At 39.8% G+C, this 22675-nt stretch carries 28 protein-coding genes; 26 read left to right on the forward strand and 2 right to left on the reverse strand.

The genetic code is table 11. From position 1 onward, the window contains the following. From queF to A379_RS07520, 4 genes are read left to right on the forward strand one after another with little or no spacing between them, the layout of a single operon-like run. A complete protein-coding gene (gene queF, locus A379_RS07505; protein WP_040727223.1) occupies window positions 1-843 on the forward strand; it encodes an NADPH-dependent 7-cyano-7-deazaguanine reductase QueF in 843 nt (280 codons plus the stop codon). Between the two features lies 1 nt (window position 844). Beyond that, complete coding sequence (locus tag A379_RS07510) at window positions 845-1024, forward strand: hypothetical protein (protein WP_040727224.1); 180 nt, start codon at window positions 845-847, stop codon at window positions 1022-1024. Then, the gene (locus A379_RS07515; protein WP_040727225.1) at window positions 1021-1347 is read left to right on the forward strand and encodes a DUF4282 domain-containing protein; all 327 of its coding nucleotides are present in this window, start codon (window positions 1021-1023) and stop codon (window positions 1345-1347) included. The genes A379_RS07510 and A379_RS07515 overlap by 4 nt, the downstream gene beginning before the upstream one ends. A 59-nt stretch (window positions 1348-1406) precedes the next feature. After that, complete coding sequence (locus A379_RS07520) at window positions 1407-1712, forward strand: hypothetical protein (RefSeq protein ID WP_040727227.1); 306 nt, start codon at window positions 1407-1409, stop codon at window positions 1710-1712. 55 nt (window positions 1713-1767) lie between these two features. On the opposite strand, the gene A379_RS07525 is transcribed toward A379_RS07520, so the two are convergent. Further along, window positions 1768-2370: a hypothetical protein gene (locus A379_RS07525; protein ID WP_040727229.1), complete on the reverse strand. Its 603-nt coding sequence runs from the start codon at window positions 2368-2370 to the stop codon at window positions 1768-1770. A gap of 43 nt (window positions 2371-2413) precedes the next feature. Continuing rightward, entirely contained in the window at window positions 2414-4516 is a 2103-nt protein-coding gene (locus A379_RS07530; protein ID WP_040727231.1) for a TonB-dependent siderophore receptor, read from the reverse strand. Between the two features lie 388 nt (window positions 4517-4904). On the opposite strand from A379_RS07530, the gene mnmG reads away from it, so the two are divergent. The 22 genes from mnmG (at window position 4905) to A379_RS07635 (ending at window position 22634) form a co-directional block, all read left to right on the forward strand. Next, on the forward strand, window positions 4905-6803 hold the full coding sequence (gene mnmG, locus A379_RS07535) for a tRNA uridine-5-carboxymethylaminomethyl(34) synthesis enzyme MnmG (protein ID WP_040727232.1): 1899 nt from the start codon (window positions 4905-4907) through the stop codon (window positions 6801-6803). A 6-nt stretch (window positions 6804-6809) separates the two neighbouring features. Continuing rightward, window positions 6810-7463: a 16S rRNA (guanine(527)-N(7))-methyltransferase RsmG gene (gene rsmG, locus A379_RS07540; protein ID WP_040727233.1), complete on the forward strand. Its 654-nt coding sequence runs from the start codon at window positions 6810-6812 to the stop codon at window positions 7461-7463. Between the two features lie 27 nt (window positions 7464-7490). Then, window positions 7491-8258, forward strand: a complete 768-nt coding sequence (locus A379_RS07545; RefSeq protein WP_040727234.1) for a ParA family protein — start codon at window positions 7491-7493, stop codon at window positions 8256-8258. Window positions 8259-8297: 39 nt separating this feature from the next. Continuing rightward, a complete protein-coding gene (locus tag A379_RS07550) occupies window positions 8298-9149 on the forward strand; it encodes a ParB/RepB/Spo0J family partition protein (RefSeq protein WP_051145257.1) in 852 nt (283 codons plus the stop codon). A 241-nt stretch (window positions 9150-9390) separates the two neighbouring features. After that, window positions 9391-9678 (forward strand): AtpZ/AtpI family protein, encoded by a 288-nt coding sequence (locus A379_RS07555; protein WP_040727237.1) that lies wholly within the window; start codon window positions 9391-9393, stop codon window positions 9676-9678. Beyond that, window positions 9665-10021: an ATP synthase subunit I gene (locus A379_RS07560; RefSeq protein WP_232744825.1), complete on the forward strand. Its 357-nt coding sequence runs from the start codon at window positions 9665-9667 to the stop codon at window positions 10019-10021. The genes A379_RS07555 and A379_RS07560 overlap by 14 nt, the downstream gene beginning before the upstream one ends. An 11-nt stretch (window positions 10022-10032) precedes the next feature. Further along, the gene (atpB, locus tag A379_RS07565) at window positions 10033-10887 is read left to right on the forward strand and encodes a F0F1 ATP synthase subunit A (RefSeq protein ID WP_040727239.1); all 855 of its coding nucleotides are present in this window, start codon (window positions 10033-10035) and stop codon (window positions 10885-10887) included. 154 nt (window positions 10888-11041) lie between these two features. After that, complete coding sequence (atpE, locus tag A379_RS07570; protein WP_040727240.1) at window positions 11042-11332, forward strand: F0F1 ATP synthase subunit C; 291 nt, start codon at window positions 11042-11044, stop codon at window positions 11330-11332. 59 nt (window positions 11333-11391) lie between these two features. Further along, complete coding sequence (locus tag A379_RS07575; RefSeq protein ID WP_040727241.1) at window positions 11392-11862, forward strand: F0F1 ATP synthase subunit B; 471 nt, start codon at window positions 11392-11394, stop codon at window positions 11860-11862. A gap of 10 nt (window positions 11863-11872) precedes the next feature. After that, window positions 11873-12409 (forward strand): F0F1 ATP synthase subunit delta, encoded by a 537-nt coding sequence (locus A379_RS07580; protein ID WP_040727242.1) that lies wholly within the window; start codon window positions 11873-11875, stop codon window positions 12407-12409. Between the two features lie 15 nt (window positions 12410-12424). Then, a complete protein-coding gene (gene atpA / locus A379_RS07585; RefSeq protein WP_040727244.1) occupies window positions 12425-13966 on the forward strand; it encodes a F0F1 ATP synthase subunit alpha in 1542 nt (513 codons plus the stop codon). Between the two features lie 15 nt (window positions 13967-13981). Continuing rightward, window positions 13982-14845 carry a F0F1 ATP synthase subunit gamma gene (atpG, locus tag A379_RS07590; protein ID WP_040727245.1) on the forward strand — a complete coding sequence of 288 codons (864 nt, stop codon included), beginning with the start codon at window positions 13982-13984 and terminating at the stop codon, window positions 14843-14845. Window positions 14846-14873: 28 nt separating this feature from the next. After that, a complete protein-coding gene (atpD, locus tag A379_RS07595; RefSeq protein ID WP_198525696.1) occupies window positions 14874-16256 on the forward strand; it encodes a F0F1 ATP synthase subunit beta in 1383 nt (460 codons plus the stop codon). A 6-nt stretch (window positions 16257-16262) separates the two neighbouring features. After that, complete coding sequence (locus tag A379_RS07600) at window positions 16263-16697, forward strand: F0F1 ATP synthase subunit epsilon (protein WP_040727247.1); 435 nt, start codon at window positions 16263-16265, stop codon at window positions 16695-16697. Window positions 16698-16949: 252 nt separating this feature from the next. Next, window positions 16950-18314 carry a bifunctional UDP-N-acetylglucosamine diphosphorylase/glucosamine-1-phosphate N-acetyltransferase GlmU gene (glmU, locus tag A379_RS07605; protein WP_040727249.1) on the forward strand — a complete coding sequence of 455 codons (1365 nt, stop codon included), beginning with the start codon at window positions 16950-16952 and terminating at the stop codon, window positions 18312-18314. 13 nt (window positions 18315-18327) lie between these two features. Then, window positions 18328-18582 (forward strand): hypothetical protein, encoded by a 255-nt coding sequence (locus tag A379_RS07610; protein ID WP_040727251.1) that lies wholly within the window; start codon window positions 18328-18330, stop codon window positions 18580-18582. A gap of 31 nt (window positions 18583-18613) precedes the next feature. Next, window positions 18614-19471 carry a 4-hydroxybenzoate octaprenyltransferase gene (gene ubiA / locus A379_RS07615; protein WP_040727252.1) on the forward strand — a complete coding sequence of 286 codons (858 nt, stop codon included), beginning with the start codon at window positions 18614-18616 and terminating at the stop codon, window positions 19469-19471. Between the two features lie 176 nt (window positions 19472-19647). After that, entirely contained in the window at window positions 19648-20487 is an 840-nt protein-coding gene (locus A379_RS07620) for an HlyD family type I secretion periplasmic adaptor subunit (RefSeq protein ID WP_157832356.1), read from the forward strand. 128 nt (window positions 20488-20615) lie between these two features. Then, window positions 20616-20741, forward strand: a complete 126-nt coding sequence (locus A379_RS13225; protein ID WP_255325080.1) for a hypothetical protein — start codon at window positions 20616-20618, stop codon at window positions 20739-20741. Beyond that, entirely contained in the window at window positions 20734-21678 is a 945-nt protein-coding gene (locus A379_RS07625; protein WP_040727254.1) for a hypothetical protein, read from the forward strand. Before A379_RS13225 ends, A379_RS07625 begins: the two co-directional genes overlap by 8 nt. Before the next feature lie 33 nt (window positions 21679-21711). Continuing rightward, window positions 21712-22257, forward strand: a complete 546-nt coding sequence (locus tag A379_RS07630; RefSeq protein WP_040727255.1) for a hypothetical protein — start codon at window positions 21712-21714, stop codon at window positions 22255-22257. Between the two features lie 74 nt (window positions 22258-22331). Next, window positions 22332-22634, forward strand: a complete 303-nt coding sequence (locus A379_RS07635; protein WP_051145088.1) for a transposase — start codon at window positions 22332-22334, stop codon at window positions 22632-22634. Window positions 22635-22675 lie beyond the last annotated feature (41 nt).

Here is a 22675-nt window from a genome sequence, read left to right on the forward strand (position 1 = left end):
ATGAATTCACAGAATAAAAATGGCACAGCCAATAATAGCCTTTTAGGTAAATCGACACCCTACTGTGGGAAATATAACCCCGATTTGTTATTCCCAATTCCAAGACAGGAGAAAAGGGGTGAGTTAGGAATCCAGCCAACTTGTTTACCCTTTCAAGGTTTAGATATTTGGACCGCATTTGAAGTTTCTTGGCTTAATCTTAAAGGCAAACCTGTTGTTGCTATAGCTGAATTTGCATTTCCTGCGGATTCTGAATTTTTAATTGAATCTAAATCCTTTAAGCTTTATTTAAACTCATTCAATGCGACTCGCTTTGAATCCCAGGAGAAAGTTATTGAAACTTGGATTAGGGATTTGTCTAAAGCATGTGGTGAAGAAGTTTCTGTAGATCTTCGTTCATTGGAATATGAAGAGACATTAATAGCCAAGCTTCCAGGAGACAATATTGATGATTTGGATATCGAGGTATCTGAATACTCATTGAATACTGAGTTAGTTCAACTAGACGCTAGTGGAGAGTATGTATCTGAGACATTGAATAGTCATCTGCTGAAGTCTAATTGTCTAGTTACAGGGCAGCCAGATTGGGGTTCAGTTGTTATTCGTTACGAAGGAGAACAGATATCTCATGAGGCGTTATTGAGATACTTAATTTCTTTTAGAGAACATAACGAATTCCATGAGCAGTGTGTCGAGAGAATATTTACCGATATCATCAATCGTTGCTCACCTGTTAAGCTCACAGTTTATGCTCGTTATGTAAGGCGCGGTGGCTTGGATATAAATCCTTATCGTTCGAACTTTGAAGATGAGTTTGATATTTCACGAACTTTGCGTCAGTAGCATGTTTTTAAAAATTATTAACTTCTTTGCTGGCCTATTCGGTTATGAATGGGTGTTAGATTCACGTCCAACAGAACAGTCTAAGCATCAAGGTATTGATGATGAGGGTTGGGATGATTTGTATGAGAATAACCCTCGCTATGTTTTACGCAAAGTTACCAGGCCTGGTAATTTTAAATGAAAGACTTTTTAACCTTTCACACACTTATTAGTATTGAGGTTTTAATTGCTTTTTATTATTTGGGTGCTGTTGTTATACCATTGAGCATTTTATGGGTTATGGTTTGGCTTAAACAGCTTATAGTAAATAAAGTGGGTGATATTCAAGAGGTCATTGATACAGGTACTCAAGCTGTTTCCAATTCATTAAGTCGTTCATCTAAAATTAAATGGATTCTGTTGTTTACAACTTCATTTGTGTTTGCAGAACTGTTTTGGCGTTTATTATTTGAGTTTTTAATTGCGTTTATGCAGATGCGCGATGCTTTAGTATTAACTCAATAATGGAAGTTAAGTGGTTTTTTGTAAGTAACCATACTAGGTTAATTTGTAAGGAGAAAGTTTTGCCAAATGCGGACATAATCGATATTAAAAATAATCTTAAAGCTAAACAGCTTTTAGAGTGTTTTGATATGAATCTTCAAAGGCTTAAAGAGCATGGTGCAGATGAAAATGAAGAAGAAGCCAGCACGATAGATCTGCTTTCGGAGTGGTTAGAAGAAGCGATTGAAAATGGTATCAATCCAGAGGCATTACAAACTAGAGCCAGTCAACTGGCGCATTTTGCATTTGATCGGGGTTATTCCCAGCACGAAGTAGAGGAGCTTTTAACCATGCGACCTAACCCTAATGGTAAAAGACCAACTTAAAGGCTGTTAACTTGCTATGCCTAGTATGGGATATAAAAGCCTGGTAAGTTAATATCTATTCAATATGACCGATATTTCCGAGTATTTTATTTATTTGTTCCAGGTTTGGTCTATAACTTCTCGGCGCGTCAGCCATATCCCCATTACTTAGAGAGCCAGCGCAAGTTAGGCGCATCACGTTATTTTGTTGGTTAGATAATAAATTAAGGTGAATTAAATCCATTGTTTCAACACGTTCTTGTGAACTGCCTGCTAGCGTTAAATAAGTGGTTTGCAAAGGAACATCTGTCTGTACTAGTGCATAGTCATTAAATGCAAATTGCACAGGTTTATGAGCGATTTTGGCAATCATCTCTTCATCAATTTGAATAGAAGTGATTTGGAACTTATCTGGTTGAATCATTTGCTTTCTGTCACTTAAATTTTTTACTTCTAAACGACAATGCTGTTCTGAATGATTAAAGCCAGATCCACCCATGCTTTGACCTTTTTGTATAAATACACGGGTTGAGCCTGGTGCAATGGTCAGTTTTTTTTGTAATACAAAATGTTGTTCTACATTGATTCCTTCATATTGTTTCATGGTGAATCCGCTACAGCCTGTTGCTAAAAGGGCTGTGCTGGCAATAAAACCATAAATCATAACTTTGATAGTCATTTCATTCTCCTAGTTACCAGGCCTGGTAAATTGTTTTTTAAGTCTAAAATGTCCCTCTAATACTAAAAGAGGGTAAGAACGGTAAATCGTATATTTCTTCAACTTGTGAATAGTCAGAGTTATATAAATATCCTACAACATTCTGTCTGAATAACGCATTGATATTAATGAGCTCAAAACGTGTGGTTAAATCGATACCACGATATTTCCAATCACGTTCCATCGAGAAGTCGGCACGAAAATAGAAGGGGAGTCTTGAACTGTTTACCGTTTCATAATCGGGCACCCAATAACTTGTTACACCATCAGGTAGTAATTCGGTGTGCCTAGAAATGACTTTTGTATAAGGTTGACCAGTACTTGCATTAGCTTTAATTCCCCAGTGCCATTTATTCCAGCTACCTGTCATCGGCTGACTCCAGACAGCACTCAAGGTATGGGTTTGATCGCCATCAAATGGTCTTGACTCTCCACCAGGCAAATCAGTACGTTTAGAATCCGAATAACCATAACTTAACCAACCAGAAGCCCCATTTACATAATTACGTTTTAAGAAAAGATCGAATCCTTTGGCTTCACCCTTTGCTGTATTGGCATAGTTATCAGTCAAGCTTGTTGTAATGAGATTAATCATCGGTTTTTGATAGACTTCTGCTTGCAAACTCCATAAGTCAGAAACTTTGTATTTCAGTCCTAAAATACGGTGCTCTGCCTCAGTTAAAGCCAGATTGGGATTGCCTAAAGCTGTTGTGAGTTGCGAAAAGTCTGGTTTTTGAACAAATTTACCCCAATTAGCATTCAGTATCAAATCGTCAGACCAGTGATATTCTAAAGACATTCTTGGTGATACCGCATTAAAATCATTGTTTTCAATAGTAACATTGCTGTTACGAAGACCAAATGTGAGTGCAAGGTTTTCTGATAAATCGGTTTGATACTCAATGTAAGGTGAGGCTTCGGTTCCATTAATTGTTTCATTGAGCACGGCTTTATTTAAGCGTGTGAGGTTACAGTCAGCCACGCCTTCTTGACAAGCTTGATACCAATAACCACTAACATCATAGGCATACGAATAGGCGTCTACTCCTGCTTTAATGAGATAGTCGGCACTGCCAAGATATTCCCATTGAGGAAGGAGGAACCAATTTTGCCCCGTTACATCTTTGTTATAAGGTTTGCCTGGATTTGGATCACTATCTAATTGTGTACCAATAAAACGGTTAGACTTGGTACTTAACAAGCCAAGGCGTATTTTTTGTTGCCAGTTTTGGTTTAAGGATTGCTGCCACTTTATTGCATAGGTTGAAAAGCTGTCTTGCCCTCCTAGTAGTCCAGCTATTGCAGGGTCTTTAAGGATATCACCTCTATTGTCGACATTTAAAGTCAGTTGGTCTTCGGAACTGATTACACTGACGTCAACAAAACCATCTGTTAATCGATAGCGCCACTTGGCTTGCATATCCCAAAATTGAGGGAATTGAGTGTAGTTAATATTGCTATTTCCCAAAGAACCAGTTGAAGGCATTAATAGATCAAAGTAACTACGACGAATGGCGAAGTAGCCACTACTTTTTTCGCTTAAAGCGCCTTCTATTTGATATGAACTATCATAAAAACCAAGCTGAACACTCTGTTGGGTTTTATCCGTTCGTGGGCTTTTAGTTGTAATATTAATTGCACCGCCTAATTTATCGCCATATTCGACACCAAAACCGCCTAAGTAGGTGTCAAATCCAGTCATTAAGTCTGGATTAACAATCGAATATAATCCTCCTAAATGAAAGGCATACCCAACAGGGAGATCATCTATCCAAATTGCATTTTCACTGCTATCGCTTCCACGAATATAAAAGCCTTTACTTAATCCTGAACCAGAGCTTGAGTATGCGTTAACTACGCCAGGGAGGGTGGATAGTGCTTTGAGTGGGTCTCCTTGAGTTCCTGCGACTTTACTGATTTCTTGTTTGCTTAAAATGATTTCTGAAGCCGCTGTATCTAATGGAGTTAATGCGTAATCATGCTCTTCTATATTTGTATTAAAATCGATTTCAATTTTTTGAATTTCAGTTGTCTCTTTTGCAAAAGCAGATTGCGAGAATAAGAGAGTAGTACATACAAGTACAAATAAAAGAGATGAATGCGACATGGGAGTCTCCTGATGACAAGCAAGCCTTGGTCAGCTTAGCTAAATCTTTTGATAAATAACGCTTTAATCATAATAGGTTTTTCTTCGAACATAAAGAAATTGACTGAGATAGGCTCTAGTTCTTAACCTTTATCAAGGATTAAATATGTAAATTTGTTTTATGAATAAAGTTACCAGGCCTGGTAAGTTCAATTTTTCGAAATGTACTTTGATTGCTGGTGAGATTTGAAGATACGCAAATGAATGATTCTTATGCTAAAATATCTCGCTATTTTATGAGATAAAAATGGCAAGAATGTGAAGTCATCCAATTGGATTAAACTTCTCTAAGTTAGTTGGTGTGTTAAATACGGTTTTGCTTGATGCAGCGGTGTTTGTAAGGTGAGTTATGAGTTCTGAAAATTCAAAATATGATGTCATTGTTGTAGGAGGCGGCCACGCTGGAACCGAGGCGGCTTTAGCTTCTGCAAGAATGGGTTTGCAAACTCTGCTGCTAACTCATAATATCGATACCTTAGGGCAAATGTCATGTAACCCCGCGATTGGTGGGATTGGTAAAGGCCATTTAGTTAAAGAGATTGATGCCATGGGCGGTGCCATGGCGATGGCGATTGATGAGGCGGGAATTCAGTTTCGCATCTTAAACGCCTCTAAAGGTCCAGCAGTAAGAGCCACTCGTGCTCAAGCTGACCGTGTGTTGTATCGCCAAGCGATTCGTATGCGTTTAGAAAACCAAGAAAATCTCACGATTTTTCAGCAACCTGTTGAAGACATGATTTTAGACGGCGATTCGATTCGTGGCGTAATGACTAAAATTGGACTGGCGTTTTATGCTAACCAAGTGGTCTTAACCGCAGGGACTTTTTTAGCGGGGAGAATCCATGTTGGCTTGCAAAATTATCAAGGCGGTAGGGCGGGAGATGAGCCAGCCAACCGTTTAGCGGAAAAACTTCGTGAGCTTAATCTACCCGTAGGTCGTCTAAAGACAGGTACTCCACCACGAATTGATGCTCGCACAGTGAATTTTGATGCAATGCAAATTCAGCCAGGTGATGATCCTGTTCCTGTCTTTTCTTATATGGGTAAGGCGTCAATGCATCCACAACAACTGCCTTGCTATATTACCTACACCAATGCGAAAACGCATGAAGCGATTATGGCGTCACTGGACCAATCACCAATGTATTCTGACCAAGGTGAAATTGACAGTGTAGGCCCAAGATATTGCCCATCAATTGAAGATAAGGTGATGCGTTTTGCCGATAAAGATAAACATCAAGTGTTTATTGAGCCTGAAGGTTTGACGACAAACGAGCTATACCCTAATGGCATCTCAACCAGTTTACCGTTTGAAACCCAGTTGCAAATCGTTCACTCTATGGCGGGTCTAGAAAACGCCAAAATTATGCGTCCAGGTTATGCGATTGAATATGATTATTTTGATCCACGTGGTCTAAAGCCCACTCTTGAAACTCAAGCGATTCAAGGGCTTTATTTTGCAGGCCAAATTAATGGTACCACTGGTTACGAAGAAGCGGCTGCACAAGGCTTGCTAGCGGGGATTAACGCCGCTCTTCGTGCTCAAGATAAAGAGCCTTGGTATCCACGACGTGATGAAGCCTATCTAGGTGTATTGGTTGATGACTTAATCACCATGGGGACTAACGAGCCTTATCGTATGTTTACTTCTAGAGCGGAATACCGATTGATGCTTCGTGAAGACAATGCTGACCAACGCCTGACTCCGATTGCTAGAGAAATGGGACTGATTGATGATGCGCGTTGGCAGTCATACGAAAACAAATTAGAAAGTCTAGAGAAAGAGATTCAGCGTCTTAAAGAGACTTGGATATATCCATCACATGCCGAAGCCAAAAAAGCCGAAGAGCTAATGGAGTTACCTTTAAGTAAAGAACAGACTCTATTTGATCTTCTGAAACGGCCTAACGTTGCCTATGGTGCATTGGCTACACTTGAAGCATTTGGTGATGGCGTGAAAGATGAAGCCGTTGTTGATCAAATAGAGATACAAGCTAAATACTCAGGGTATATTGATCGCCAAATTCAGCAGATTGATAAAATGAAACGTTCCGAGTCGGTTAAAATTCCAGATAACTTAGATTTGGATAAGATTTCAGGGTTATCTAACGAGGTTAAACAAAAGCTTCGTGATCATAAGCCTAGTAATCTGGGTATGGCTGGACGTATTCAAGGAATTACGCCTGCCGCGATTTCAATACTGTTAATTGAAATTAAAAAATTCCGTTCACAAAAAAAGCAGGCTTAATCCCCGATGGATCATCTAAAAGATCTTTTAGTTTCAGGGTTAGATTCCCTTAAGCTTGAGTTGACTGAAACCCAAGTCGAAAAATTAATGTCCTATTTGACCTTACTGCAAAAGTGGAATAAGGTTTACAACCTAACCGCAATCCGTGACCCAGAAGAGATGTTAATTAAGCATTTGTTAGATAGTTTGGCTGTGGTTAACCATATTCAAGGTGAACGTTTGATCGATGTAGGAACTGGTGGCGGTCTGCCTGGAATTCCATTGGCGATTTGTTACCCAGATAAACAAATTGATTTATTAGACAGTAACAGTAAAAAGACCCGTTTTCTGATTCAAGCAAAAGCGGAGTTGGGACTGACGAACACCCAAGTGATTCATAGCCGAGTAGAAGAATATAAACCAGAGCCGTTATATGATGGTGTAATCTCTAGAGCCTTTGCAGCAATGGAAGACATGTTGTTTTGGACACACCATTTAATTCCAATTGGTGGTGTTTGGTGGGCGATGAAAGGTCAAAAAGAGTTCGAAGATTTATCAAGCTTACCAGACAAGATACCAGGCCTGGTAAACATAGAAGAAGTGATTGAATTACATGTTCCGAACTTGGATGCAGAGCGCATTTTGGTAAAAGGCATTAAACAATCAGAATATCAGTCTTAATCAATCATCCACTTAGAGGCAAATAGCGTGGGAAGAGTCATTGCAATTGCAAACCAGAAGGGCGGTGTAGGTAAAACCACAACCAGCGTTAACTTAGCTGCTGCATTGGGACGCTTAGGTAAGAATGTATTACTGGTAGATTTAGACCCGCAAGGAAATGCCACGGTTGCAATTGGAGTGGATAAAGACCAGTTAAATGCCTCCATATTTGAAGTGTTGGTTGGCGAGATGAAGGCAAAAGCAGCGATTGTTCATTGCGAACAAGCCAATATCGATTTAATGCCAGCGAATGGGGACTTAACCGCCGCTGAAGTCACCTTGCTAGAAGAGGATATGGGGCCAAAACGTATGCGTAAGGCCTTTAAGAAAATACGAGACAATTATGATGTCGTTATTATTGATTGCCCACCGACATTAAACATGCTCACACTCAATGCCTTAACCGCTGCAGATGGTATTGTGGTACCCGTTCAGTGTGAATTCTTTGCTTTAGAAGGGTTGTCAGCCTTAATGGATACCATTGATACTGTGCAAAGCCAGTTGAACGCAACCTTGCACATTGATGGTCTTTTAAGAACCATGCATGATCGCCGTAATAATTTGGCGAATGATGTATCAAATGAACTTGTAGCCCATTTCGGTATGAAAGTATTACAAACAATTATTCCCCGTAATGTACGCTTGGCTGAAGCACCGAGTTACGGGGAATCAATTCTCGACTATGACGCAACATCAAACGGTGCGATTGCTTATTTGGCACTTGGCAATGAATTAATTCGTAAAACCCAGTTATAACTATAAAGGTAGAGTTTCGTGGTTAAAAAACGTTCAGGAATGGGAAATCGTGGCATCCATGCCATGCTTGGCGCAAAACAAAAATCAGATAATAGCAGTGCGGATTTACGTATCGAAAAGTTGCCAGTTGAACAGCTTCAGCCTGGTCAGTATCAGCCAAGACAGCAGTTTGAAGAGGCAGCGTTACAAGAGTTGGCCGATTCAATAAAAGTACAAGGTGTCGTTCAGCCAATTATTGTTCGACCTGTAGGTACAGATAAATATGAAATTATAGCGGGTGAACGTCGTTGGCGAGCTTCCCAGCTTGCTGGTCTTGATAAGGTTCCTGTGGTTATTCGTCAAGCAGATAGCCAGGCAACACTGGCAATGGCGTTAATTGAAAATATTCAGCGTGAAGATTTAAATCCAATTGAGACAGCGATTGGTTTAAAGCGCCTTTTAAAAGAATTTGATTTAACGCAGCAAGCCGTTGCAGATGCAGTTGGGCGTTCACGTGCGGCAGTTTCTAACCTGCTACGTTTATTGAAACTACCTAAAAACATTCAAGACGCTTTACATGATGGATTAATCAGCATGGGGCATGCACGAGCCATTATCAGTCTGCCTGAAGATGTTCAAAAAAACTTAGCAGACAAAGCGATTGAAAAAGGGTGGTCAGTCCGAGAGATGGAAGAGGCTGCCCAACAAGTATTGGTCCCTAAAAAGTTGATTACCGCCGCTAAGAAAAAAGCGATACCAGATATTGAAGAGGTAACACAGAAACAAACACAGTTAGCAGAAAGACTTAATGCAAGCGTAAAAATAAGCCATAAGGAAAATGGGCGGGGCAAGATAGAGATCAGCTATCAAGATTTAGATGAGTTAAATCGTTTAATAAAACTCTTCAAATAAAAGTAATTAATCACAAAAAAAAATAACTGATATTGATTTGAAAAAGTTACCAGGCCTGGTTATGTTGTGTTTATTATTTGATAAATCACATCATATAGTTGATTAAATTAATAATGCTATAAAAAATCTAAAATTTCAGGGATATAAGCTAGCTTTTAGGTGCATAAAACATTATCATGGGCGCCCATTTAGCTTGAACTTGGTTTCGCTAAAAAGTATCATTAATAGAGTTTGCCGTCTGATGACTGAATTGCAGCAAGATAAAAAGAAAACAGAAAAAGCTGCTCCGCCATCTCTAGCAGCAAATTATTTACTGTTAAGTGCGGGTTCGATATTTACATCGATGCTAATTGCAGGTTTTTTAGTCGGCTATGCCATCGATCAAATATTTGAAACAACACCAATTTTTATGTTGTTATGCGCATTGCTTGGCTTTATTGGTGGCATACAAAAAGTACATAAGTTATCGAGTAGGTTGGATAATGTGCAACCTATTGATAAAGAGAAGCAAGATAGTGAAAAATCTTGATAAAGCCATAAAAATACAAGCCTTAATTGGCTTGGTGATGGTAATGATTTATAGCCTATTAGGGCAGCCTGCAGGGGCGGCGTACGGCATGTTTATTGGAATGGTTAATGTATGGATGTTAACTTACACCTTCCAGAAAGCCAGTACGACAGAAGACCCGAAAAGTGGGATATTAGTTTTATATATGAGTGCAGTGATTAGATTCGTTCTATTAGCTGTGTTATTTATTTTGGGGCTGTCTTTCCTTGATGAGAGTCAAGCATTCCCAGTTGTAATTACTTTTGTGTTAATGCAGCTTGGAAAGCTTTTCGATTTGAAAGGTAAAAGACGTTTGACTGATTAAGGAGTAGACCCTTGAGTGCTGAAAAGATGGGAACTGTCGAGTATATTCAACATCACTTGACTAACAATACACTCGCTTTGAATGCTGAAGCACAAGAAGCAATTGATAAAGGGCAAATGACGTTTTGGGCATTAAACCTAGACACCATTGCTGTTAGTTTTTTGCTTGGTGCTTTAATTGTTTTTGTAGCTGCACGTTTAGGTAAGCAATTAGAATCTGGTACACCAGGTGGCTTCCAAAACTTTGTTGAATCTATTTTGGACTTTGTTTCAACAAACGTAAGAGATGCCTTTCCAGGTCATAACCCTCTTATTGCTCCATTAGCATTAACAATCTTTATTTGGGTTTGGTTGATGAACTTCATGGATTTAATTCCTGTTGATTTAATTCCTTACCTGTATCAGATCGTAACAGGTGACTCGCATGCTTACCTGAAGATAGTACCAACAACAGACTTAAATACGACTTTAGGTATGGCTGTAGTTGTGTTTGCTCTGATTCTGTACTACAACATCAAAATTAAAGGTGTAGTGGGCTTCGCTAAGATGTTCCTATTTCACCCTTTCGGAAAGTTCTTTGTTCCAGTAAACGTTGTTATGACGTTGATTGAAGAAGTTTCTAAACCTCTATCTCTTGCTCTGCGTTTGTTCGGTAACATGTTCGCAGGGGAATTGGTATTCCTTCTAATCGCTTTGATTGGTGGAACATTAGCAGTGGGTGCCGCTGCCCTATTCTGGGCACCGTTACAAGTTCTGTTGGATTTAGGTTGGTTGATTTTCCACTTATTGGTAATCACTCTACAAGCCTTCATCTTTATGGTGCTTACTATTGTTTACTTAGGTATGGCTCACGACGAAGGTCACTAACCGCCTAGTAACAATAAAAGGAATAGGCGGCTCACTACAGAAATGTGGTGAGTCACCAAAAGGGTTTAAGCGCACCTACTCGGTGTTCTGAATACTGAGTAAAAAGCTTTATTAACTTTTAATTTTTTTTAACTTTAAACTTTGGAGAAAATCGATGGAAGTAACTGCTACTATGATTGCTGATATCTATTCTGCAACTGCAATTGGTGTAGGTGTAATTTTGGCTGCGGCTGGTTTAGGTTCAGCTATTGGTTGGGGTCTAATCTGTTCTAAGACTCTTGAAGGGATTGCACGTCAGCCTGAAATGCGTCCAGCATTAATGACTAACATGTTCATTTTCGCTGGTTTGATGGAGTCTTTCCCATTCATCATCCTAGCATTCGCAATGTGGTTCCTATTCGCTAACCCATTCGTTGGTGCAATGCAAGCTGCTATTGGTGCTTAATCCATAGCGTTTTAACTGTACTATTTATTTAATTAATAACGAATGGCGAGGTAACCACTGTGAGTATTAACGCAACGCTTCTCATCCAGATTATTGCATTTATTGCATTAGTTTGGTTTGTGAACAAGGTGCTGTGGGGGCCGCTTTCGAAGCTAATGGAAGAACGTCAGAAGAAAATCGCTGACGGTCTTTCTGCCGCTGAGAAAGGTAAGCATGAACTTGAGTTAGCTGAACAGAAGGCTAAAGAAGTCCTAAAAGACGCTAAAGCTCAAGCTCAAAATGTACTAAGTCAAGCTGAAAAGCGTAGTTCTGAAATCGTAGAAGATGCGAAAGTAAAAGCTACCGAAGAAGCTGACCGTATTAAAGCTTCCGCCCAAGCAGAAATAGAGCAAGAAGTTAGTCGTGCGAGAGAAGATCTTCGTAAAGAAGTTGCATCAATTGCAATTTCTGGTGCTGAGAAAATTCTGGCAAAAGAAGTTGATGCTGCTGCGCATAACGACATGCTTGAAGCCTTAGTAAAACAAATCTAAGGATAACTCTATGGCAGAATTAATGACAATTGCAAGACCTTACGCTGAAGCAGTATTTGCTCTTAGTCTTGAAGAGCAAAATATGGCTGACTGGTCAGACCAACTTGCTAACCTAGCTGTTATCACAAAAGATGATGCTATGACTGCAATGTTGAATAACCCTGCATACACTGAAGAAAACATTGTTTCAGTATATGAAGGTGTTATGGGTGACAGTCTGTCAAAAGAAGGTAAAAACCTTTTAGCTGCAATGGCTGAATTTAAACGTTTAAATGCGTTACCAGATGTTGCTGAAGCTTTTGAAGCTTTAAAAGCAACTGAAGAAAAACGTGTTCGTGCAACGGTAATTTCAGCGAGAAAAGCGACTGTCGAGCAGAAGAAAAAATTAAGTGCTGCTTTAAATGCTAAGTTTGATGCTGAAGTTGAAATCAACTATGAAGTTGACGAATCACTGATCGCAGGAATTAAAATTATTGTGGGTGACTGGGCTATTGATGGTTCAGCTGTATCACAACTAAACAAACTTGGCGCAGCAATCGCCCAATAATGGAGAGGAACAAACATGCAATTGAATGCCTCTGAAATCAGCAGCCTGATCAAAGACCGTATTAAAGGTTTTGACGGTTCAGCTGAGTCTGGCAGTGAAGGTACTGTTGTTAGCATCGCTGACGGTATTGTACTTGTTCACGGTGTATCAGATGTGATGTATGGTGAGATGGTTCAATTCGACGAGAACACTTTTGGTATGGCGCTTAACTTAGAGCGCGATTCTGTTGGTGTTGTTGTACTTGGAGAATATAGCCATATCTCTGAAGGTGACAAGGTTACTTGTACTGGTCGCATCTTAGAAGTACCAGTTGGTCCAGAAATGAATGGTCGTGTTGTAGACGCATTAGGTCGTCCAATCGACGGTAAAGGTCCAATTGATACTAAGGTTACTTCACCTATCGAGCGTATCGCTCCTGGTGTAATTGACCGTCAATCAGTCGATCAGCCAATGATGACTGGTATTAAATCAATCGATTCTATGATCCCTGTTGGTCGTGGTCAGCGTGAGTTAATCATCGGTGACCGTCAAACTGGTAAAACAGCTATCGCTATCGATGCAATCATTTCACAAAAGAATACTGGTGTGAAATGTGTATACGTAGCTATGGGTCAAAAAGCGTCTACAGTTAACAACGTAGCACGTAAATTAGAAGAATACGGTGCAATGGAGAACACAGTTATCGTTGCGGCTAACGCTTCTGATCCTGCAGCTCTTCAGTACATGGCCGCTTACGCTGGTTGTGCGATGGGTGAATACTATCGTGACCGTGGTGAAGATGCTTTAATCATTTATGATGATTTAACTAAGCAGGCTCAGGCTTACCGTCAGGTATCTTTACTTCTTCGTCGTCCTCCAGGACGTGAAGCCTTCCCTGGTGATGTATTCTATCTACATTCACGTTTACTTGAGCGAGCTGCTCGTGTATCTGCTGATTATGTTGAAAAATTCACTAACGGTGAAGTTAAAGGTAAGACTGGTTCTTTAACTGCTCTTCCTATTATTGAAACACAAGCTGGTGACGTATCTGCATTCGTACCAACTAACGTTATCTCGATTACTGATGGTCAGATCTTCCTTGAAACAGGTTTATTCTCTCAAGGTATCCGTCCTGCGGTTAACGCTGGTCTTTCCGTATCACGTGTTGGTGGTGCTGCTCAGACTAAAGCAATCAAGAAACTTGGTGGTGGTATCCGTCTAGACTTAGCACAATACCGTGAATTAGCGGCATTTGCTCAGTTTGCATCGGATCTTGATGCTGCTACAAAAGCACAGTTAGAGCGTGGTAAGCGCGTAACTGAACTTATGAAGCAGAAGCAGTTCTTCCCACTTACTATTGCAGAAATGGCAGTGTCATTGTATGCAGCTAACGAAGGTTACTTAGATGACGTTGAAGTCTCTAAAGTACTAGATTTCGAAGCAGCATTACATGCACACCTTAACTCTGAACACGCTTCAGTTGCTGATGCGATCAATGCGAAAGGCGGATGGGACGATGAAATCGTTTCTGGCGTCAAAGCTTGTATCGAATCATTCAAAGCAAACGGCGTTTACTAAGATAAGGGGTAGGCCATGGCAGGCGGTAGTAAAGAAATACGAGCCAAGATTGGCTCCGTAACAAATACCAAAAAAATCACTAAAGCCATGGAAATGGTTGCGGCGTCTAAAATGCGTAAAGCGCAAGCTCGCATGGAAGCGACGAAACCATACGTCGAAAAAGTGAAGAGAGTAATCGCTCACGTTGCTGGTTCACATCCTGAGTATAAGCATCCTTATACTCAAGTTCGCGATAAAGTTAAACGTGTTGGTTTGATTATGATCTCTTCTGATCGAGGTCTATGTGGTGGTTTAAACTCAAACTTATTCCGTAAGTCTCTTCCTATACTTAAGAAGTGGGATGAGCAAGGTGTTGAAGTTGAGCTTGCATTAGTTGGTAACAAAGCACAGTCATTCTTCCGTAGTTACGGTGGAAATGTTGTTGCGACCGTTTCTGACTTAGGCGACACACCTCATATTGAGGACTTAGTTGGTACCATTAAAGTTGTTTTAGACAAGTTTGATGCGGGTGAAATTGATGAAGTTTATTTAGCTTCTAACGTTTTTGTCAATACGATGGCACAAGACCCAACTATCAGTAAACTAGTACCTCTTGAGGCTGATGAAAAAGCGGACGCAGGACATTGGGATTATTTATATGAACCTGATGCTAAAACGGCATTAGATTTACTAATGCGTCGTTACGTTGAAGCAACTGTATTTGGTTCTGTCGTTGAAAATGCGGCATGTGAGCAAGGTGCTCGTATGATGGCAATGAAAAACGCAACGGACAATGCAGGCGAAATGATCAATGAATTGAAGCTGTCTTATAACAAGGCACGTCAAGCTGCGATCACTGCTGAAATTTCAGAAATTGTTGCTGGTACTGCAGCCGTATAAGTTTGATAGTTTCAATAAAAGGTTAAAGATTATGAACGGAAAAATAGTACAAATCATCGGCGCGGTAATCGACGTCGAGTTTAAAGGTGCTGATTTACCAAAGATCTATGACGCGTTGAAGGTTGATGAACTAGATCTAACGATCGAAGTTCAGCAGCAGATCGGTGATGACACTGTTCGCGGAATCGCGATGGGTGCATCTGATGGTCTAAAGCGTGGCATGGCTGTAAAAAATACTGGTGAAGCGATCTCTGTACCAGTAGGTAAAGCAACGTTAGGTCGTATCTTCGACGTTCTAGGTAATGCAATTGATAATGCAGGACCAGTAGAAGCGGAACAGAAGAATACGATTCACCGTGCAGCTCCAGCGTTTGATGAACTTGCAGCTTCTCAAGAGCTTCTTGAGACGGGTGTTAAAGTTATCGATCTAATTTGCCCATTCGCTAAGGGTGGTAAAGTTGGTCTATTCGGTGGTGCCGGTGTTGGTAAAACTGTAAACATGATGGAACTTATTCGTAACATCGCGATTGAACACTCAGGTTACTCAGTATTTGCTGGTGTAGGTGAGCGTACTCGTGAAGGTAACGATTTCTATTATGAAATGGAAGAGTCAGGAGTACTTGATAAAGTAGCTCTAGTTTATGGTCAGATGAATGAGCCTCCAGGAAACCGTTTACGTGTTGCCCTGACTGGTTTAACAATGGCTGAATACTTCCGTGATGAAGGTCGTGATATCCTGTTCTTCGTAGATAACATCTACCGTTATACACTTGCTGGTACTGAAGTATCTGCATTGTTGGGTCGTTTACCATCTGCGGTAGGTTACCAGCCTACTCTTGCACAAGAGATGGGTCAGGTTCAGGAACGTATCACTTCAACTAAGACGGGTTCTATCACATCTATCCAAGCGGTATACGTACCTGCGGATGACTTGACTGACCCTGCTCCTGCTACTACATTTGCTCACTTAGACGCGACTGTTGTATTGAACCGTGCTATCGCTGAAACAGGTATTTATCCTGCAATCGATCCACTAGATTCAACTTCACGTCAGCTTGACCCTCTAGTAGTTGGTCAAGAGCACTATGATGTAGCTCGTAACGTTCAGCAAACGCTACAACGTTATAAAGAGTTGAAAGACATTATCGCAATCCTAGGTATGGATGAGCTTTCAGAAGAAGATCGCTCTTTAGTAGCGCGTGCACGTAAAATGCAACGTTTCTTCTCTCAGCCATATTTCGTAGCTAAAGTATTCACTGGTGAAGATGGACGTTATGTTCCATTAAAAGAAACTATTCGTGGTTTCAAAATGATCGCTAGTGGTGAAATGGACGATGTTCCTGAGCAAGCATTTATGTACGCTGGTGACATTGACGAAGTTCTAGAAAAAGCGAAAAAATACCAAGGGTAATTAATTATGGCAGTCTCAATGCAAGTAGATATTGTAAGTGCAGAAGGTGAAATTTTCTCAGGTAAAGCTGAGATGCTTTATGCACAGGCTGCCGATGGTGAGGTTGGTGTTATGCCTCACCATACCCAGTTTCTAAGCTCTTTGAAGCCTGGAACAGTTCGTGTTGTAAGCGGCGATGAAGAAGATCACTTCTACATCAGTGGCGGCATTATCGAAATCCAGCCAAGTGTTGTAACCGTTCTTGCGGATACAGCAATTCGTGCTGCTGATTTAGATCAAGCTGAAGCTGAAGCTGCTAAACAGCGTGCTGAAGAAGCGATGACTAATGCTAAATCAGAGACCGACATTGCTCGTGCTCAAGTAGAATTAGCAGAAGCCGTTGCTCAAATACAAGCTATCTCGAAACTTCGTGATCGTTTGCATAAAACTGGGTTGGCTTAATTCTTACCCTAATGAAAAAGCGGCTTCTAAGCCGCTTTTTTTTCGCCTATCGTTTTGTTTAGTTGCTTACTATCAATCTCTTCGTTGGAAACGAGTCGTGTAGTAAACTACACTCACTTATTCCGCCTTGACCTTGATTTGTAATCAATCTAAACAAACTCGATAGGCGTTTATTATTTATGTATAGTTTGTAAATGAATAGATTCATTTTTGTTTTTATTTGTATATGAATTGTTATATCTAGGAATTTATATGGCTTTAAAAGTTGTTATTCTTGCTGCGGGTAAAGGCACTCGTATGCGTTCTAAGTTGCCTAAGGTTTTACAACCTTTAGCTCAAAAGTCTTTGTTACAGCATGTCATTGATACTGCAGAATCATTAAATTCTGATTCTGTCATTACGGTGATTGGTCATGGTGCTGAACTTGTAGAGCAGCGTGTACAGGGTGATAACTTAAATTTTGTAATGCAAGAACAACAATTGGGTACAGGTCACGCTGTGCAAATGGCTACACACCTTGTTAGTGATGAAGATACCGTACTTATTTTATACGGTGATGTACCGCTTACTTCACTAGAAACTTTACAAGATTTACTCTCACTTGTGTCAGAGCAAAATCCATTAGCCCTATTAACCATTAATTTGGATAACCCAACAGGTTACGGTCGTATAGTGCGTGATCAACATAATGTTGTGCAAGCCATCGTAGAGCAAAAAGATGCAACAGAATCACAGCTATTAATTGATGAAGTCAATACAGGCATTATGGCAGTTAAAGGGCAACAGCTTAATCATTGGCTATCGCAATTAAGTAGTGATAACGCTCAAGGTGAATATTACCTAACCGATATTATTGCCATGGCAGTTAATGATGGGTTTACCGTTCAAACAACTCAACCATGTTCAGAAATTGAAGTATTGGGTGTGAATGATAAGGTGCAGTTACAAGATTTAGAACGTCGTTACCAGAAACAGCAAGCGATTAAACTGATGCAAGCAGGCGTTACCCTAATTGATGCCAATCGCATTGATATTCGTGGTCAAGTCATAGCACAAGCCGATGTTGAGATTGATGTGAACTGTATTTTTGAAGGCCTGGTTACATTGGGCGAAAACGTCACCATTGGAGCTAACTGCATCTTAAAGAATGTCACGGTGGCAGATGGTACTGTGATTCATCCTTTTAGCCATCTTGAAGAGTGTAGTGTCGGGAAAAACTGTATTATTGGTCCTTATGCTCGTTTACGCCCAGGTACAGAGTTGGGTAATGAAGCCAAAATTGGTAACTTTGTCGAAACCAAAAAAGCCATTATTGGCGAAGGTTCTAAGGTCAATCATTTAAGCTATATTGGCGATACTGATATGGGCAAAGATGTGAATATTGGAGCTGGTACGATTACATGTAACTATGATGGCGTGAATAAACATAAAACGATTATAGGTGACCGAGTTTTTGTTGGCTCAGATAGCCAATTAGTAGCCCCAGTACAAATTGGCGATGATGCTACTATTGGAGCCGGTTCAACCATTACTAAAGATGCCCCTGAAGCACAATTAACGTTGTCTCGTTCTAAACAATTAACCATTCCAAGTTGGCAAAAACCGACTAAAAAGTAGAGTCATAAACATAATGAAACATTATGAAATAGCTGGCAAACTTTGCGAACCGTTTAAAAAAGCGGTGGCAGACCAGGCCTGGCAAATTACCCATCAAGATGTAGGGCAAACTGAGTTATTAGCTTATGGTTATGTCATAGCGTGGGAAAAAGACGGAAATAAAGTGCTATTAAATTATTCAGATAGACAAGGGCAGGTACAAGCTAACTTAGAAATCTCTCCTGCAGTGTATGATGAGATTATGACAATAATAGATACACTATCCTGATTTATTGATTCAAAGCGCCTCACATTGACTTATGAGTAAACTCCGTTCCTACCTTTCCTTAACCCGTTTAGACCGTCCTGTAGGCATCTATTTGGTTTTATGGCCTGCTTTATGGGCACTTTGGTTGGCTTCAGATGGAATGCCTTCAATGTATTTGTTGTTTGTGTTTATTTTTGGAGCGATTCTAATGCGTTCGGCTGGCTGTGTAATTAACGACTATGCCGACCGTAATTTCGATGGCCACGTGGAACGCACCTGTTGCCGACCTCTTGCATCAGGCGAAATTTCAGCCAAAGCGGCACTGCTGTTTTTTGCCGTACTGTGTTTAATTGCCTTTGGGCTAGTGTTAACACTTAATACACTAACCGTATATCTCTCTTTTGGAGCAGTATTTTTAGCCGCTTTATACCCCTTTATGAAACGTCATACCTATTGGCCACAAGCCTTTTTAGGAGCGGCGTTTGCTTGGGCGATACCAATGGCATTTGCTGCAGTTCAAAATGAGGTGCCTTGGCAGGTTTGGCCTATCTTTGCCGCCACCATGGTTTGGTCACTTATTTACGATACTGCTTATGCGGTAGGCGATAAAAAAGACGACTTAAAAATTGGCGTAAAATCTACAGCTATATTATTTTCAGACAAACTGGTGCCTATTACCGCATTTTTTCAGTTAATAATGTGGCTGTTGTTGGTATGGATAGGTTTTCTATTTGGTTTAGGCTTTATTTATTTTACAGGCCTGGTCATTGTTGCATTGTGGTTTGTGTATGATTTAAAACGTCTAGCTCAACATGACGATAAAATTGCTTTTACCGTGTTTATTCAAAATCATTGGATCGGGGTGATTGTTCTGCTGAGTATCGCTTTAGATTTAGCAATGCGGACTTAATTAAACTAATATTCTTAAGTTAACACGCTTCTATACTTCTACAAGGTTTAGTAAACTAACAAAGACTTCTATTAATAAGACTATTTACTTATTAGTGTGTTTTGCACTATGATGAGTTCATGTTTCTTATTTCGCAGTTTTACTCATCATTGCCTAGGCTAACTAAAACAAGCTTTGTGGCTATTGCCACACGTCTAATTGTGCTAGCAAGCAAAAGCAAAACTATTCAATCCGCCCAAGCCTCAGAAACCAAACTCTCAAAAGTGTTACCCATTACCCAAAAGCGTATGCAATCCAGTCATAAGCTGCTTGATAGAAGCCTTATCTCAGAAGATCAGTTTCTACAAATCAAACAAAACTTTATAGAACAAACCCAAGACCTAAAAATTGAATCTCTAAGAATTCAAAGTATTCATGCACAGCTCAAACAAATGCAATCGCAACAAGCCACCTTACGTAGCCACACCAAACAAACCTTAATGCAACGATTGTTAGATACCCAACGCCAAAAAGACCTTGCTGAGCAAGATTACATTAAAGCCCAACAACGCCTAAAACAATATGTTATTCAATCTCCCATTAACGGCACGGTACAGCAACTCGCCATGAATACCGTCGGTGGTGTAGTCACCTCCGCACAAGAACTCATGGTCATAGTGCCTAAAAACCAAAAGTTAGAAGTAGAAGCCATGCTCCTAAACAAAGACATTGGTTTTGTGCATGAAGGCCAAAACGCCGAAGTTAAAATCGACACCTTTAACTTCACCAAATACGGGGTAATCGATGCCAAAATCAGTAATATCTCACGTGATGCTGTTGAAAATAAAGACTTAGGGCTGGTCTACGCCATGCGTTTAAAAATAGAGAAAAACAATGTCTATGTGGATAACAAACTCGTTGATCTTTCACCAGGCATGCAAGTCACTGCAGAGATTAAAACGGGGCAGAGACGGATTATTGAATATCTGCTAACGCCATTGTTGCGTTATCAAAATGAAAGTATTAGAGAGAGATGAATATGTTAAATGAAATGAAAAAGCAAAAATCAATCGAGTCTGATCCCATCGATACTGTTTGAACGTAATAAATTGGGTCTAATGCAATTATTACGTTATCAAAATGAAAGTATTACGGAAAGATAGTTATGGAAAATGAAATGAAAAAGCAAAAATCAATCGAGTCTGACCCTATTGATCTTGACCCTATTGATCTAAAAAAGTATAAACCAATCGAGTCTGACGCCATTGATCAGAGAGGGAAATATGACTAACAAAATATATATGCAACTATTTTTAATTGTATTTTTTTTAGGTGCAAATAACGCCCATTCAGCGAGGTCTTATCATGATGTTTACACGCCAGAAGGCCGGGTAAGCAGTGGAATGAATGGCATTATGCCAGTTGATAATTTCATTTGGGTAATGTCTGGATCTTTTGCCAAAAGATGGAGTATGCCAATGGAATGGGTTGACCTATCTATGGATGGGGCTTTAGCGTTTGCTTTTAAAGTACAGCAGTCCGATGAGAAAAAATGTGGTTATTTTAGAAATTACAATAATTGTCGCAGTGAAAACTTATGCATTCTTGAGGCTTATTTTGACTCTAACGCTAAAATCCCTTGGAGAACTGATAGAAAGCGTGATTTTTGTGAACGTTGTACAGACTCTTCTGTAAAACGATTAGCAGGTCAAAAAAGTGATCACTTTATGTGGAATGAAAAAGAACAAAGGATTTCCCATGACCATACTTTTTCTCATATAGGTTTTAAATGGGTTTTTTTTGATAGTCAAAATAATAGTTTTGTTAATTCAATAAAACCACTTTTTACAGAAAGTATGAATAGAAGAAATAAAGGCGGAAGCGGCTATATTCTCTCTTATATTCGAGACTATCGCGGGAAGGGTTTTGACACTATTTCTATGAAATTGAACTGTGAAAAATTATCTCAATCCTATAAATATGATCATACCCGCTTGGTTTTTGTTGAGGATGCGGATGAACAAAAATACCCAAAAAGTGAGGGGTATAAATGGGGAATAAGTAACCTTGAAACAGATGAGGTCTATTATGAGTCAACGATACCCAAATCTTACCTAAAACAGATTCATGATCTTTATGAAAATTATAAAAAAGAACATAAAGTTAAAGATTTATACCAAGAAGCAGCTGAGCGCGGCATAGTGCCGAAAAAACCAGCAAACCAATAAACCAGAAATCAAGCAAAGTTTAAAGGAAAAGTTATGTCAGTGAGTAGCTATGATTACAGTCTTTTAGCCGTGGATGTATACAACGATAAGCCAGATAGAGGTGCTTCTTCTGACTTAGATGGTTGGAAAGCCGTTGAGTTTTCTCCTCAGAACAACTATGAAGTTGATGGTCTAAAAATTCAAGTTTATCAAAAAGGTGACGACTATGTTATTGCCTATGCAGGAACTGAGGATTTTTATGACGATGTAATTGGAGCTGATGCATATGGTTTAGTTGGCGGCGGATTTGATGGCCAATTTGAAGCGGGAATGGCCGCAACAGCAGAAGCCCTTGCATTTATTCAAGGTGATAATGACAGGGCCAATATCACTGTTACTGGTCACTCGTTAGGCGGTGCGCATGCTCAAGTCTCTAAAGATGTATTTGGTTTGAATGGCGTCACTCTGGACTCGCCTGGCACAAGCAATCTATTGGCAAACAGTGATTACCAAGCTTATAAAAATCAGATCCAAGCTGATTATTCAGATACTCTTTCTCCAGTAAAAATAATTGGGGTCAGAGTAAAATTAAATAAATAACTTTATGATATATATAATAAAATTAAAAATAACTTTACTCTGACCCCAATTAAAGTGGGTTTTTAGGAGGTTTTATGGCTCGTTTGGCTCGTGTTGCCCCAGTTGGGGTGCCAGTTCATGTTTATCAGCGTGGTAATAATCACCAGGTGGTGTTTGCTGAAGAAGCGGATTTTGTTGCGTATTTGGGTTGGTTAATTGAGTATTCTCAAAGGTATGGGGTGGATATTCATGCTTGGTGTTTGATGACAAATCATATTCATTTATTGTGCACCCCAAAAAAGCAGGGGGCTATCAGTCAGATGATGCAGGCGGTTGGCAGGCATTATGTTCGTTATTTTAATTTAATAATTGGGGTCAGAGTAAAATTAAATAAATAACTTTATGATATATATAATAAAATTAAAAATAACTTTACTCT

The sequence above is a fragment of the Thiomicrorhabdus sp. Kp2 genome (assembly GCF_000478585.1).
GTDB lineage: Bacteria > Pseudomonadota > Gammaproteobacteria > Thiomicrospirales > Thiomicrospiraceae > Thiomicrorhabdus.

Bases quoted from the DNA above. Each gene is read 5' to 3' on its own strand.
- rsmG (WP_040727233.1), top strand. From the start codon at position 6,810: ATGGATCATCTAAAAGATCTTTTAGTTTCAGGGTTAGATTCCCTTAAG.
- A379_RS07550 (WP_051145257.1), top strand. From the start codon at position 8,298: ATGGGAAATCGTGGCATCCATGCCATGCTTGGCGCAAAACAAAAATCA.
- A379_RS07635 (WP_051145088.1), top strand. From the start codon at position 22,332: ATGGCTCGTTTGGCTCGTGTTGCCCCAGTTGGGGTGCCAGTTCATGTT.
- A379_RS07555 (WP_040727237.1), top strand. From the start codon at position 9,391: ATGACTGAATTGCAGCAAGATAAAAAGAAAACAGAAAAAGCTGCTCCG.
- A379_RS07580 (WP_040727242.1), top strand. From the start codon at position 11,873: ATGGCAGAATTAATGACAATTGCAAGACCTTACGCTGAAGCAGTATTT.
- A379_RS07630 (WP_040727255.1), top strand. From the start codon at position 21,712: ATGTCAGTGAGTAGCTATGATTACAGTCTTTTAGCCGTGGATGTATAC.
- A379_RS07515 (WP_040727225.1), top strand. From the start codon at position 1,021: ATGAAAGACTTTTTAACCTTTCACACACTTATTAGTATTGAGGTTTTA.
- A379_RS13225 (WP_255325080.1), top strand. From the start codon at position 20,616: ATGGAAAATGAAATGAAAAAGCAAAAATCAATCGAGTCTGACCCTATT.
- glmU (WP_040727249.1), top strand. From the start codon at position 16,950: ATGGCTTTAAAAGTTGTTATTCTTGCTGCGGGTAAAGGCACTCGTATG.
- A379_RS07530 (WP_040727231.1), bottom strand. From the start codon at position 4,516: ATGTCGCATTCATCTCTTTTATTTGTACTTGTATGTACTACTCTCTTA.
- queF (WP_040727223.1), top strand. From the start codon at position 1: ATGAATTCACAGAATAAAAATGGCACAGCCAATAATAGCCTTTTAGGT.
- atpE (WP_040727240.1), top strand. From the start codon at position 11,042: ATGGAAGTAACTGCTACTATGATTGCTGATATCTATTCTGCAACTGCA.
- A379_RS07525 (WP_040727229.1), bottom strand. From the start codon at position 2,370: ATGACTATCAAAGTTATGATTTATGGTTTTATTGCCAGCACAGCCCTT.
- atpA (WP_040727244.1), top strand. From the start codon at position 12,425: ATGCAATTGAATGCCTCTGAAATCAGCAGCCTGATCAAAGACCGTATT.
- A379_RS07625 (WP_040727254.1), top strand. From the start codon at position 20,734: ATGACTAACAAAATATATATGCAACTATTTTTAATTGTATTTTTTTTA.
- ubiA (WP_040727252.1), top strand. From the start codon at position 18,614: ATGAGTAAACTCCGTTCCTACCTTTCCTTAACCCGTTTAGACCGTCCT.
- mnmG (WP_040727232.1), top strand. From the start codon at position 4,905: ATGAGTTCTGAAAATTCAAAATATGATGTCATTGTTGTAGGAGGCGGC.
- A379_RS07600 (WP_040727247.1), top strand. From the start codon at position 16,263: ATGGCAGTCTCAATGCAAGTAGATATTGTAAGTGCAGAAGGTGAAATT.
- atpG (WP_040727245.1), top strand. From the start codon at position 13,982: ATGGCAGGCGGTAGTAAAGAAATACGAGCCAAGATTGGCTCCGTAACA.
- A379_RS07510 (WP_040727224.1), top strand. From the start codon at position 845: ATGTTTTTAAAAATTATTAACTTCTTTGCTGGCCTATTCGGTTATGAA.
- A379_RS07610 (WP_040727251.1), top strand. From the start codon at position 18,328: ATGAAACATTATGAAATAGCTGGCAAACTTTGCGAACCGTTTAAAAAA.